Here is a 12,468-nt window from a genome sequence, read left to right as displayed (position 1 = left end):
GCGCGAATCATGCCTTTATCGAAAGAATACGTCGATTCGGCGCGTTGTGAGGCAGGATGGAGGTCTCCTGCCCTGCATCAGGCCTGCTCCTCCGCAGGCAGGGACGCGGCACAACCCTGGATCAGCCCTCTCCGCACTGCGCGCGATGGAGTAGTTTCTGGTCGGCCAGCACCAGCGCCATCATCGCCTCCACCACGGGCACGCCGCGAATGCCGACGCAGGGGTCATGGCGGCCCTTGGTGATGATGTCCGACGCCGCGCCTTCGCGGGTGACGGTTTCGACCGGAATCAGAATCGAGCTGGTCGGCTTGAAGGCGATGCGAACCTTGATCGGCTGGCCGGTTGCGATGCCCCCCGCAATTCCCCCCGAATGGTTGGCAAGGAAGACGGGATTACCGTCATTGCCCGGCCGCATCGGATCGGCATTCTGCTCGCCGCGCAGGCGCGCGGCCGCGAAACCGTCGCCGATCTCTACCCCCTTCACCGCATTGATGCTCATCATCGCGGCGGCCAGTTCACTGTCCAGCTTGGCATAGAGGGGCGCGCCCCACCCCGCTGGAACGCCACTGGCGATACATTCCACGACCGCCCCGAGCGACGAGCCGTCCAGCCGTGCCTCGTCCACCAGCTTTTCCCAGCGCTTCGCCGCTTCCCGATCGGGACAGAAAAAGGGATTATTGTCGATCTCGCTCGCGTCGAAGCGGGCATGGTCGATGGCGTCGCCGCCGATTTCGCTGACATAGGCGAAGATGTCGACATCAGGGATGACAAGCCGCGCTACCGCGCCCGCCGCCACGCGGCTTGCGGTTTCGCGGGCCGACGATCGGCCGCCGCCGCGATAGTCGCGAAAACCATATTTGGCGTCATAGGCATAGTCGGCATGGCCGGGGCGATAGGCCTTGGCGACTTCCGAATAATCCTTGGAGCGCTGGTCGGTATTCTCGATCATCAGGCTGATCGGGGTGCCGGTGGTCTTGCCCTCGAACACGCCGGAAAGGATGCGCACCTCGTCCGCTTCGCGGCGCTGGGTGGTGAATTTCGACGTGCCGGGCTTGCGCTTGTCGAGATAGGGCTGGATGTCGCCTTCGCTCAACGGCAGGCCCGGAGGGCAGCCGTCGACCACCGCACCGATGGCGGGGCCATGGGATTCGCCCCAGGTCGAGAAGCGGAAGACGCGGCCGAAGGTGTTGAAGCTCATGCTTGCCTTTCCTTGGGGGAGGGCCTTTTCACCCTCGCCCTCCCGCCGCTTCGCGGCAGGCCCCTCCCCCTCCATGAAGGGAGAGGGGGTTATAGCCTATTTGTCCAGCGCGATGTCGGGCGCGTCTTCGGCCTTCATGCCAATGACGTTGTAGCCCGCGTCGACATGGTGGATTTCACCGGTCACGCCCGCCGCCAGATCGGAGAGGAGATAGAGGCCGGCGCCGCCCACATCCTCGATCGTCACATTGCGGCGGAGTGGGCTGTTCAGCTCGTTCCACTTCATGATGTAACGGAAATCGCCGATGCCGCTCGCCGCCAGCGTCTTGATCGGGCCGGCGGAGATGGCATTGACGCGGATATTCTCCGGGCCCAGGTCCATCGCCAGATATTTGACGCTGGTTTCCAGCGCCGCCTTGGCCACGCCCATCACATTGTAATGGGGGATGACCTTTTCCGCGCCATAGTAGCTGAGCGTCAGCAGGCTTCCGCCCTCCGCCATCAGCACCCGCGCGCGCCGGGCCACCGCCACGAAGCTGTAGGCGGAGATATTCATCGTCAGCAGGAAGTTTTCCAGGCTGGTGTCTACATATTTGCCGCGCAGTTCGTTCTTGTCGGAAAAGCCGATGGCATGGACCACGAAATCCAGCTTGCCCCAGCGCGCCTTGACCTCGTCAAAGGCGGTGTCGAGCTTTTCCATGTCAGACACGTCGCAATCGATCAGGAAGTCGGAACCCAGTTCCTCCGCCAGCGGCCTCACCCGCTTGGCCAGCGCGTCGCCCTGGTAGGAAAAGGCCAGTTCCGCGCCCTGGGCGTGCAGCGCCTTCGATATGCCCCAGGCGAGCGACTTGTCATTCGCCAGTCCCATGATCAGACCGCGTTTTCCCGCCATCAAGCCTGTCATCTTGTTCCATTCCCTTTGTCGACCTGCGCGGCGGCGGCGGCTTCCTCTTCCGGGAACTCCGCCAGCGCCGCATTCAATTCCGCGCCAATTACCACGCCAAGCCCGACAAGGAAGAAGAAAATGAGCGTGATCATCACCCCGGCCAGGCTGCCATAGGTCCGGTCATAACCGCCCAACAGCGAAAGCGTGACCGGCAGCAGCAGGGTCACGCCATACCACCACAGCGCCGTGGCAATGGCGCCGGGCAATTTGGGAAAGCAGGAATCCTTGTACAGGCTGGGGGTCAGGGAGACGTAGAGATAATAGAGCGCGACGCACAGGATCGCCATCGGGGCCAGCTTGGTCACGGCGACGATCCGGATCGCCTGGTCGGCAAAGGGCAGGATCTGGTGCAGGAACTGGTCGATGCCGGTGATGATGACCTGCATGGAAAAGGCGAACATCACCGCAAAGACGCTGATCAGCGTGATGCCGATGGCGGTCAGGCGATAATGCCAGAAGGGGCGCGTACTCTTGGTCCCATAGGCGCGGCGCAATATGTCACGGATCGTCTCTATGAGGCTGCCTACGGTCCACAGCCCGACCAGCCCGCCCAGCCAGAGCAGCGGCCCCGTGCGGGCATTGAGCACGTCGACGATCGGCTGGCGCACCACCTCCGCCACGCCGGGCGGCACCGTTTCCAGAAAGGCGCTGACCGCTGACAGCCCGTCCTGCGAGCGGCCGAAGATGCTGGCCACCGCTGCCGCTACGATGAAAAAGGGAAACAGCGTCATCAAAGAGAGATAGGCAAGGTTCCCGGCATGGATGAAACCGTCGCTATAGGTGCCGACCACCACCCGCTTGGCTATTTCGAAGGCATGGCTGCCGGGCCGCACGCGCGCGATGTGGCGGTTGAACTTGGTGCGGGCTTCTTCGGCGAGCCGCTGGCGGCGGGATTCGGGGGAATAGGGGGACGGTTGCGGCATTCCCCCCTAACCCTTCAAACGCCCAGATGGGTCCGCACGGCGCGGCTGTCGCGCCACCCTTCGACCAGCGCCCTGATCGCTGGATCGTCGGCTGGCACGTCGATCAGCAGGGTGACGAGCTGATCGCCGCGCTGGCCATCCTTGCCCGTGAAGCCCTTGCCGCGCAGGCGCAGCGTCTTGCCGGAGGAGGCGCCCGCCGGCACGCCGAGCATGACCGGGCCGTCGACCGTGGGCACCTTGACCTTCGCGCCCTGCACCGCCTCGTCCAGGGTGATGGGCAGGTCAAGCAGCACATTGTCGCCGTCGCGGGTGAAGAAGGGGTGCGGCTTCACCTCTATGGTGACGATGGCGTCGCCCGCGCCGCCGGGGCCCTGCTGCCCCTTGCCGGAAAGCCGCATCTGCGTGCCCGTCTCGACGCCCGCAGGCAGCTTGAGGTCGATGGTCTTGCCGTCCTGAAGCGTGATCCGCTGGGGCGCGAGCGTCGCGGCGTCGACGAACTGGACCGCCAGGCGATAGGTGACGTTCGCGCCCTTTTGCGGCGGTGCGCCCCGGCCGAAACCGCCAAAGCCTCCGCCCGCGCCGCCGCGCCGCCCTGCGCCACCGCCGAAAAGCCCTTCGAATATGTCGCCGAAATCGGCGCCGCCCTCCTGAAACTCGAACCCGCCATTTGGTCCCGGTCGGCCACGGAAGCCCCCGCCCCCGGCCCCGGCCCCGCCGAAACCGAAGGGCGAAGTCGGATTGCCTTCGCCATCGATTTCGCCCCGGTCGAAACGGGCACGCTTGTCCTTGTCCGACAGCAGGTCATAGGCACTGGTGACGGCGGAAAACTTCTCCGCTGCGTTCGGATTGTCCTTGTTCCGGTCAGGATGCAGTTCCTTGGCGAGCTTTCGATAAGCCGACTTGATCTCTGCCTCGCTCGCGCCGCGCGCGACGCCCAGAGTGGAGTAGGGATCAGCCATTGCCGCTAACATATCCTTCTGCATGAAAACCGTCTGCGCCCTATGTGGCGAAAGCCGCGGGATCGTTCAAGCGTGGGAAAGCCTTATCGACATGGCTTTGGCAGGGGCGTACATCACCGCGCATGACCGACCCCTTCGTCCTGTTCGATGCCTGGTATGCCGAGGCGCGCGAAACCGAGATCAACGACAGCAACGCCATGGCCCTCGCCACCGCCGACGCGCGTGGACGGCCTGCGGTGCGGATGGTGCTGCTGAAGGGGCATGGGCCGGACGGTTTCCTGTTCTACACCAATTTCGAGGGACGCAAGGCGGGAGAACTGCTGGCCAATCCGCACGCTGCGCTGCTGTTCCACTGGAAGTCGCTGCGGCGGCAGATCCGCATCGAAGGGCCGGTGAGCCCGGTCGACGACGCCATGGCCGACGCCTATTTCGCGTCGCGCAGCCGCGACAGCCAGTTGGGGGCATGGGCCTCCGACCAGTCGCGCCCGCTGGAGTCGCGCGACCTGTTCATGGCCCGCTATGAGGAAGTCAGCCTGCGCTTCGATGGCGGGCCGGTGCCGCGTCCGCCGCACTGGTCGGGCTTTCGCGTCGTGGCCGAACGCATCGAATTCTGGCAGGATCGCGAACATCGCCTGCATGAGCGCCGCCTGTTCGAACGGTCCGCGGAGGGCTGGCGCGAAGGACTGCTCTATCCCTGATGCCACGGATTTGCCGCGTCGGGCGAGGCGCGGAATATGGCTCCTCATTCGTCTAATGCGATGACGGCAGAGATCTGCCTTCGATTGCGGGCGTTGCGGGTGGCTGTTAGAGATGGCCACCATCAGGAAAGACCATGCATGCGGTGCGCCCACGCGCCGGTTAAAGGAAAAAGATGCGAAATCGACTGACGGCGTTCATCCTGACAGGCATGGTTCTGGGGGTGATCGTGGGCTTTGCCACCAATATCTGGGTGGGTGGCGACAAGACGCTGGCGAAGGATGTGGCGGGCTATTACCATCTGCTGGCCGACATCTTCCTGCATCTGATCAAGATGATCATTGCGCCCCTGGTCTTCTCCACTCTGGTGGCGGGCATCGCGCATATGGGCGACAGCGCGGCGCTGGGGCGGATCGGCGGGAGGGCGCTCGCCTGGTTCATCATCGCCAGCCTGATCTCGCTGACGCTGGGCCTCATCTTCGTCAATTTCTTCGCGCCGGGCGAGGGGCTGAATCTCGTCCGTTCCGGTGCGGATTCCGGCGTCAGTACCGAAGCGCTCAACTTCCGCGACTTCATCCTGCATGTCTTCCCCACCTCCATGATCGGGGCGATGGCGGAAAATTCGATCCTGCAGATCGTCGTCTTCTCGCTGTTCGTGGGCGTGGCGCTGACCGCCATCGGCGACAAGGGCAAGCCGATCGTCACCGTGATCGAGGCGATGGTCGAACTGATGCTGCAGGTGACAGGCTATGTGATGCGCGTCGCCCCCTTCGCCGTATTCGGCGCGCTGGCGTCGGTCGTGACGACCGAGGGACTGGGCGTGCTCAAGACCTTTGGCGAACTGGTGGGCGAATTCTACCTGTCGCTGATCGCGCTCTGGACGCTGTTGTTCGCGGCGGGATCCATCTTCCTGGGCAAGCGGATGGTGAAGCTGATCCGCTATGTGCGCGAACCGATATTGATCGCCTTCTCGACGGCCTCGTCCGAAGCCGCCTATCCCAAGATGCTGGAGCAGCTCGACCGCTTCGGCGTGCCGCGCCGCATCTACAGCTTCGTGCTGCCGCTGGGCTACAGCTTCAACCTGGACGGGTCGATGATGTATTCGACCTTCGCCACCATCTTCATCGCCCAGGCCTATGGCATCGACCTGCCGATCGCGACGCAGATCACCATATTGCTGGTGCTGATGGTAACCAGCAAGGGCATCGCCGCCGTCCCGCGGGCATCACTGGTGGTGGTCGCGGCGACGCTGGGCCAGTTCGACCTGCCAGTGGAGGGTGTCGCCTTCATCCTGGCGGTGGACCATTTCATGGACATGGGCCGTACCGCGACCAACGTGCTGGGCAATGCGATCGCCACCAGCGTCATCACCAAATGGGAGGGCATGCTGGAGGTCGAGGAACCGGAATATGTGCCCCATCCCAAGGCACCGGCGCATGGCGCAGCGCACGGCCGCGCCGGGCTGGAGCTGGCCCCCGACATGATGAACGAGGAAAAGGGGCGTTAGGGCGCGTCCAGATCGCTGGAGCGTCGTGCGCAAAAATGGGAACCGGTTTTGCGCAAGAACAATGCGACATCAAAAGCATAGAGCGCGCTGCATGACTCGGATTTAACGCAACGCACTTCAGTCGCTGCTAATCCTTCTTCGCCGCCGCAGCCCAATAGGCCAGGCTGCGCGCAAAGCCTGCGAAGCCGCGCTCCAGCGCGGCGCCGCTTTCACCATGCGGACGGCCCTCGGCATCCAGCGTATCCCCGATCTGGCCGACGCTGAGGCGCTCCGGAAGCACCGCCATGCCCATGGCGTTCAGCGTTACCGTCCAGGCGGCGTGGCTGTTGACCCCGGCATAGCGCCCCATTGAATAGCTGGCGATGCCGGCAGGGCGGCGGTCGAATTCCTTGAGGAAATGGTCCGTGAGGTTCTTGAGACCCGGCTGCACGCCGCGATTATATTCGCCTGCGACGAAGACGAAGGCATCGGCGGCGGCAAGGCGTTGCGCCAGGGCCTCCATGGCGGGGGGTGCCTCGCCCGGCGGATAGTCGCTGTAGCGCATATCGAGCATGGGCAGGCCGACCGCCATCGCATCGACCAGTTCCGCCTTGTGACCGAGCGCCTGGAAGCCGTGGATCAGATAATCGGCAAGGCGTATGCCCAGCCGGCCCCGACGGTAGGAGCCGTAAAGGACGAGGATGTCGAGCGCCATGAAAGACTCCCTTGGTGGTTCAGGGGAAGTGTCGCACCGGCGACAGATGTCGTCCAGACGTCATGCGGCCGGCCCGGTCCTGTACATCCGTTGCGCCGAAATCAGCGCAATTTGGCAATGTTGAGCCCGTCCTGCTTGGCACGAGCCTTTACCGATTCCTCGCTGCGCGTAAGGGCCTTGGCGATCGCCTTGAGCGCCATGCCCTTCCTGGCCAGCGTGTGGAGCTTTTGCAGCTCATCCGCCGTCCAGGGCTGCTTGTGGCGCTCGAAGCGTTCGCCTGCCATCTCTATCAATCCGCGAAGGGATCGCGCACGAGGATGGTGTCCTCGCGCTCGGGGCTGGTGGAGACGAGGGTGACCGGGCAACCGATCAGTTCCTCGATCCGGCGGATATATTTGACCGCCTGCGCCGGAAGATCCGCCCAGCTGCGGGCACCCGCCGTCGTATCCTGCCAGCCTTCGATATCCTCGTAGATCGGCTCGGCCTTGGCCTGATCCTGAGCATGGGCGGGGAGATAATCATAAGTCTGGTCGCCAATCCGGTAGCCGACGCAGATCTTGAGCGTGTCGAAACCATCCAGCACGTCAAGCTTGGTAAGCGCGATTCCGGTGACGCCCGACACGGCGACCGACTGGCGCACCAGCACGGCGTCGAACCAGCCGCAGCGGCGCTTGCGCCCGGTGACGGTGCCGAATTCATGGCCACGTTCGCCCAGGCGCTGGCCGACCTCATTCTCCTGCTCGGTCGGGAAAGGGCCGGAGCCGACGCGGGTGGTGTAGGCCTTGACGATGCCCAGCACGAAGCCGGCGCCATTGGGACCAAGGCCCGTGCCGCTCGCCGCCGTGCCCGCCACCGTGTTGGAGGAGGTGACGAAGGGATAGGTGCCATGATCGATGTCGAGCAACGTACCCTGCGCGCCTTCGAACAGGATGCGCCTGCCTTCGGCCTTGGCCTTGTTGAGCGTCAGCCAGACAGGCTTGACGAAAGGCAGGATGAAGCCGGCGATGTCGCGCAGTTCGGCCATCAGCGCGTCGCGGTCGATCGGCGCCTCGTTGAACCCGACGCGCAGCGCGTCATGATGCGCGGTCAGCCGGTCGAGTTGCGGACCGAGATCGTCGAGATGGGCAAGGTCGCAGACGCGGATGGCGCGGCGACCGACCTTGTCCTCATAGGCCGGCCCAATGCCGCGGCGGGTGGTGCCGATCTTGCCCGCGCCGCTCGCATCTTCCCGCAAACCGTCGAGATCGCGGTGGAAGGGCAGGATCAGCGGGCAGGTTTCGGCGATCTGGAGATTGTCCGGGGTGATCTCCACTCCCTGCCCCTTCAGCTTCGCGACTTCATCGCGGAAGTGCCAGGGATCCAGCACCACGCCATTGCCGATCACCGACAACGTACCGCGCACGATGCCCGACGGGAGCAGGGAGAGCTTGTAGACCTTCTCGCCCACGACCAGCGTGTGACCGGCATTATGGCCGCCCTGGAAGCGGGCGACGACGTCGGCGCGTTCCGACAGCCAGTCGACGATCTTGCCCTTGCCTTCGTCGCCCCACTGGGCGCCGATCACGGTCACATTTGCCACAGATACAGTCCTCCGCCCGCCGCGCGGACCGGCCATGCCCTTCGACGGGACTCGGCATGCCGGTGGGATAGGGTGGATGCCGGGGCATCCTGCGGGGCGCGCGTTAGCCGGGCATGGCGGACGCGTCAAGGCGAAGGCGTTACACTTTGATACAGCGGGAGGGCTTTACGCGACCGGCCGGTTCGGCAAGCTCCCGGTCCGGATAAGAAAGGACGAGCCCATGCGGCGATTCATGAAGGGAGCATTGCTCGGGCTGGGGCTGGCCCTGACGCTGGTCGCATCGGGCAGCGAGGCGCAGGGCCTGCGCGAACGCTGGCGAACGCGGATGACGGAGGGGCAGCAAAGCGCGCCCGGCGGTCAGACCATGGCCTATGGCAAGGATGGCCTGCAGGTGCTGGACTATTGGCCGGCCGAATCGAAAAAGGCGCCGCTGGTCGTCTTCGTCCATGGCGGTGGATGGAAACGGGGAAGCAAGGACAACGCCACCGGGGTCACCAAGGTCAGGCATTATCACGAACTCGGCTATGCCTTCGCCTCCGTCAATTATCGGCTGGTGCCTGATGCGACGGTGGAGCAGCAGGCGCAGGATGTCGCGGACGCTCTGGCCTTTCTGCGGAGCAAGGCGCAAGACCTGGGTTTCGAGTCCAGCCGGATCGCGCTGATGGGACATAGCGCAGGCGCGCATCTGGTGGCGCTGGTGGGCACCGACATGCGCTATTTGGCCCAGGCGGGGTTGACGCCCGATGCCGTGCGTGGGGTGATCCTGCTGGATGGCGCAGCCTATGATGTCGGTCGCCAGATGGCAGAGGGCGGGCGCTTCATGGCCGGCACCTATGCGCAGGCATTCGGTACCGATCCGGCGCGACAGAGGGCGCTGTCACCAACATTTCATGCCGAAAAACCCGATGCGCCAAGCTTTCTGATCCTGCATGTCGACCGCGCGGACGGCGCGGCGCAGTCCGAGGCGCTGGCGGCGGCGCTGCGCCAGGCGGGAACGCCGGTGGAGATCGCGGCGCTGGAGGGCCAGGGCCTTCGCGGGCATATGCAGGTCAACCGTTCCATGGGCGATCCCGATTATCCGGGGACCGCCATCGTCGATCATTATCTACGCCGCATCTTCGGTCAGTAGGCGCGCGGTTCGTCGCCGTCGAGCCAGTGGGAGCAGCGCAGCGCCTTGCCATCCTCCTCCCCCGTCAACGCGGCGATGGTCTGCCAGCCCTCACCCCGCAATTGCGCGGCGCGTGCCGTGTCATGGCGCAGCGGCAGGAACAGCCGCCTGGGCGCTTCGCCGCCAAAGCCCGCATCGATCAACGGATCGGGATAGAGGGAAAAGCCCATCGCCGGTTCATCCGAGCCGTCGGCGCGCATGATCGCATAGCTGCCGCCCCGGCCGATCTCTCCGGTGAACCCTTCCGCGAAGATCGAGAAGCCGAACCAGTTCTGATATTCGAAGCCGTGCCGTTCGGTGGGATCGAGCGTCAGCGTGATGTCCCAGCCGATCGGCCTGGCGATGGCGCGCAGGCCCGCGATCCGGCTGTCGATGGCGCCGCCCAGTTCGGCATTCAGCGCTTCCAGCCGCTCCATCGCCGCGTGGAACGGGCCGGTGCCCTCGATCAACGGCAGATAGGCGGCAGCGGCCGGGCTGATCGCCGCGAGCGCGCCCGCATCCTTGGCGTCGAGTTCGGCGCGCACGGCTTCGATCTCTTCCGGCGCAAGCGGCAGAGGGCCGGCGGCGAGCATGTCGATCAGATCCGGCAGGGTGAAGTCGATCGTTATGCCTGTGACCCCGGCCGCCTGCAGCGCCTCTATAGCGACGTTCACGATCTCCACGGCTGCCGCGACGCTGTCGCTGCCGATCAGCTCGGCGCCGACCTGGAAGCGCTCCCGCTCGGGGCGGAGCTGATTCGCGCGCAGACGGATGACCGGGCCTGCATAGGACAGGCGGAGCGGACGCGGGGCGGAAGCCAGGCGCGTGGCGGCGATGCGGCCGACCTGCGCGGTCATGTCCGGCCGCAGGGCCAGGCTGCGCTGCGAAACCGGGTCGATGGCGCGGACGAGATCCTGCGCGCGCATGGATTTAAGGCGACCGACCAGCGAATCCTCGAACTCCGCGATCGGCGGCATCACCCGCTCATAGCCATGGGCGGAGGCGGTATCGAGCACGCGGCGCGCAAGGCGCGCCGACGCCTCGGCCTGCGGCGGCAGGCGATCGGAAAGTCCCTCGGGAAGGAGGCCGGGCGGGATCGTGGCGCTCGTCATGGTCATGGGGCTGGCCTTTAGCGAATTATGCGCGCAAGGCCAGCCCGAACCATATCAGACGAAGCGGAGAAGCTTCACCGTCTTGACGCCTGCCAGCTTGCAGATGTCGTTGAGGACGGTTTCGTTGACCACGCCGTCGACCGACAGCAGCAGCACGGCTTCGCCGCCCTGGTTGCGCCGGCCAAGGTGGAAGGTGCCGATATTGACGTTCGCTTCGCCCAGCGTCGAACCCAGGCGGCCGATGAAGCCCGGCGCGTCCTGGTTGACGATGTAGAGCATGTGTCCTGCAAGGTCGGCCTCGACCTTGATGCCGAACAGTTCGACCAGGCGCGCCTGCGCATTGCCGAACAGCGTGCCCGCGACGGACTTGTCGCCGTTTTCCGTCTTCACGGTCACACGGACCAGCGTCTGATAGTCACCCTCGCGGTCATGCCGGACTTCCCGGACGTCGAGGCCGCGTTCCTTCGCCAGGAAGGGCGCGTTGACCATGTTCACCGTGTCCGAATAGACGCGCATCAAGCCGGCCAGCACCGCCGCCGTGATCGGCTTCTGGTTGAGTTCGGCGGCATGGCCCTCGACCTCCACCGCGACGCTCTGGATGCGGTCGCCCTCAAGCTGGCCGACCAGGCTGCCCAGCTCCTCCGCCAGCGCCATATAGGGCTTGAGCTTCGGGGCTTCCTCCGCCGACAGCGACGGCACGTTGAGGGCATTGGTGATGCCGCCGTCGAGCAGATAATCGCTGAGCTGTTCCGCGACCTGGAGCGCGACATTGACCTGCGCCTCGTCGGTCGATGCGCCCAGATGCGGCGTGCAGATGAAGTTGGGCGTGCCGAACAGTGGCGATTCCTTGGCCGGTTCGGTCACGAACACGTCGAGTGCGGCACCCGCGACATGGCCCGAATCCATCGCTTCCTTGAGCGCGGCCTCGTCGATCAGCCCGCCGCGCGCGCAGTTGATGATGCGCACGCCCTTCTTCGTCTTGGCCAGATTTTCCTTGCTCAGGATATTGCGCGTCTGGTCGGTCAGCGGCGTGTGCAGCGTGATGAAGTCGGCCTTCGCCAGCAGCGTGTCAAGGTCCGCCTTTTCCACGCCCATTTCGACGGCGCGTTCGGGCGTCAGGAAGGGGTCGAAGGCGACGACCTTCATCTTGAGGCCCAGCGCGCGGCTGGCGACGATCGAACCGATATTGCCGGCGCCGATCAGGCCCAGCGTCTTGCCGGTGACTTCCACGCCCATGAAGCCGTTCTTCGGCCACAGGCCCTGCTGCGTCTGGGTGTTGGCTTCCGGCAACTGGCGGGCCAGCGCGAACATGAGCGCGATGGCATGTTCCGCGGTGGTGATCGAATTGCCGAACGGCGTGTTCATGACGATCACGCCCTTGGCCGACGCCGCCGGAATGTCGACATTGTCCACGCCGATGCCGGCGCGGCCGATAACCTTCAGGTTGGTCGCGTGGTCGAGAATATCCTTGGTGACCTTGGTCGAGCTGCGGATGGCGAGGCCATCATATTGGCCGATGATCGCCTTCAGTTCATCCGGGGTCTTGCCGGTGATCTCGTCGACCTCGACGCCGCGCTCACGGAAGATCGCGGCGGCGCGGGGGTCCATCTTGTCGGAAATAAGTACCTTGGGCATGACGAATTGCCTTTCAATTCATCATCCTGACGAAAGTCAGGATCTCAGGCGGTGCAGTCGTACCTGGAGGCCT

General features: G+C 64.9%; 12 protein-coding genes. 3 read left to right on the top strand and 9 right to left on the bottom strand.

The window, feature by feature from the left end:
- Positions 1 to 121: 121 nt before the first annotated feature.
- From aroC to ACN9MX_RS12285, 4 genes are all read right to left on the bottom strand, one after another.
- Positions 122 to 1,198 (bottom strand): chorismate synthase, encoded by a 1,077-nt coding sequence (gene aroC / locus ACN9MX_RS12300; RefSeq protein WP_363826782.1) that lies wholly within the window; start codon positions 1,196 to 1,198, stop codon positions 122 to 124.
- Between the two features lie 96 nt (positions 1,199 to 1,294).
- Positions 1,295 to 2,101: an enoyl-ACP reductase FabI gene (gene fabI / locus ACN9MX_RS12295; RefSeq protein ID WP_363826779.1), complete on the bottom strand. Its 807-nt coding sequence runs from the start codon at positions 2,099 to 2,101 to the stop codon at positions 1,295 to 1,297.
- Complete coding sequence (locus ACN9MX_RS12290) at positions 2,098 to 3,066, bottom strand: YihY/virulence factor BrkB family protein (RefSeq protein ID WP_363738270.1); 969 nt, start codon at positions 3,064 to 3,066, stop codon at positions 2,098 to 2,100. The genes fabI and ACN9MX_RS12290 overlap by 4 nt, the downstream gene beginning before the upstream one ends.
- A gap of 14 nt (positions 3,067 to 3,080) precedes the next feature.
- Complete coding sequence (locus tag ACN9MX_RS12285) at positions 3,081 to 4,025, bottom strand: J domain-containing protein (RefSeq protein WP_363826776.1); 945 nt, start codon at positions 4,023 to 4,025, stop codon at positions 3,081 to 3,083.
- Positions 4,026 to 4,147: 122 nt separating this feature from the next.
- Here ACN9MX_RS12285 and pdxH point away from each other — a divergent pair, with 122 nt between their 5' ends.
- Both pdxH and ACN9MX_RS12275 read left to right on the top strand, forming a co-directional pair.
- Entirely contained in the window at positions 4,148 to 4,723 is a 576-nt protein-coding gene (gene pdxH, locus ACN9MX_RS12280; protein ID WP_363738266.1) for a pyridoxamine 5'-phosphate oxidase, read from the top strand.
- A 173-nt stretch (positions 4,724 to 4,896) separates the two neighbouring features.
- Positions 4,897 to 6,228 carry a dicarboxylate/amino acid:cation symporter gene (locus ACN9MX_RS12275; RefSeq protein ID WP_363826774.1) on the top strand — a complete coding sequence of 444 codons (1,332 nt, stop codon included), beginning with the start codon at positions 4,897 to 4,899 and terminating at the stop codon, positions 6,226 to 6,228.
- A 127-nt stretch (positions 6,229 to 6,355) separates the two neighbouring features.
- On the opposite strand, the gene ACN9MX_RS12270 is transcribed toward ACN9MX_RS12275, so the two are convergent.
- The 3 genes from ACN9MX_RS12270 to ACN9MX_RS12260 all read right to left on the bottom strand — a co-directional run bounded on the left by ACN9MX_RS12270 (position 6,356) and on the right by ACN9MX_RS12260 (position 8,501).
- The gene (locus ACN9MX_RS12270; RefSeq protein WP_363735749.1) at positions 6,356 to 6,922 is read right to left on the bottom strand and encodes an NADPH-dependent FMN reductase; all 567 of its coding nucleotides are present in this window, start codon (positions 6,920 to 6,922) and stop codon (positions 6,356 to 6,358) included.
- Positions 6,923 to 7,023: 101 nt separating this feature from the next.
- Positions 7,024 to 7,206 (bottom strand): hypothetical protein, encoded by a 183-nt coding sequence (locus ACN9MX_RS12265; RefSeq protein ID WP_363735748.1) that lies wholly within the window; start codon positions 7,204 to 7,206, stop codon positions 7,024 to 7,026.
- A gap of 5 nt (positions 7,207 to 7,211) precedes the next feature.
- On the bottom strand, positions 7,212 to 8,501 hold the full coding sequence (locus tag ACN9MX_RS12260) for an adenylosuccinate synthase (RefSeq protein ID WP_363735747.1): 1,290 nt from the start codon (positions 8,499 to 8,501) through the stop codon (positions 7,212 to 7,214).
- A 325-nt stretch (positions 8,502 to 8,826) separates the two neighbouring features.
- Here ACN9MX_RS12260 and ACN9MX_RS12255 point away from each other — a divergent pair, with 325 nt between their 5' ends.
- Positions 8,827 to 9,630 (top strand): alpha/beta fold hydrolase, encoded by an 804-nt coding sequence (locus tag ACN9MX_RS12255; protein ID WP_414714630.1) that lies wholly within the window; start codon positions 8,827 to 8,829, stop codon positions 9,628 to 9,630.
- Here ACN9MX_RS12255 and ACN9MX_RS12250 read toward each other — a convergent pair.
- Together ACN9MX_RS12250 and serA are read right to left on the bottom strand one after the other, a co-directional pair.
- Positions 9,624 to 10,760 (bottom strand): ATP phosphoribosyltransferase regulatory subunit, encoded by a 1,137-nt coding sequence (locus ACN9MX_RS12250; RefSeq protein WP_414714629.1) that lies wholly within the window; start codon positions 10,758 to 10,760, stop codon positions 9,624 to 9,626. The two genes, ACN9MX_RS12255 and ACN9MX_RS12250, sit on opposite strands and share 7 nt — an antisense overlap.
- Positions 10,761 to 10,814: 54 nt before the next feature.
- Positions 10,815 to 12,395: a phosphoglycerate dehydrogenase gene (gene serA, locus ACN9MX_RS12245; RefSeq protein ID WP_363826770.1), complete on the bottom strand. Its 1,581-nt coding sequence runs from the start codon at positions 12,393 to 12,395 to the stop codon at positions 10,815 to 10,817.
- Between the last annotated feature and the right edge of the window lie 73 nt (positions 12,396 to 12,468).

The organism is Sphingobium sp. R-21, assembly GCF_049913335.1.
In the GTDB taxonomy this organism is placed as follows: domain Bacteria; phylum Pseudomonadota; class Alphaproteobacteria; order Sphingomonadales; family Sphingomonadaceae; genus Sphingobium.
The sequence above is the reverse complement of the archived record's forward strand: the minus strand, read 5'-3'. Positions and strand labels throughout refer to the sequence as shown.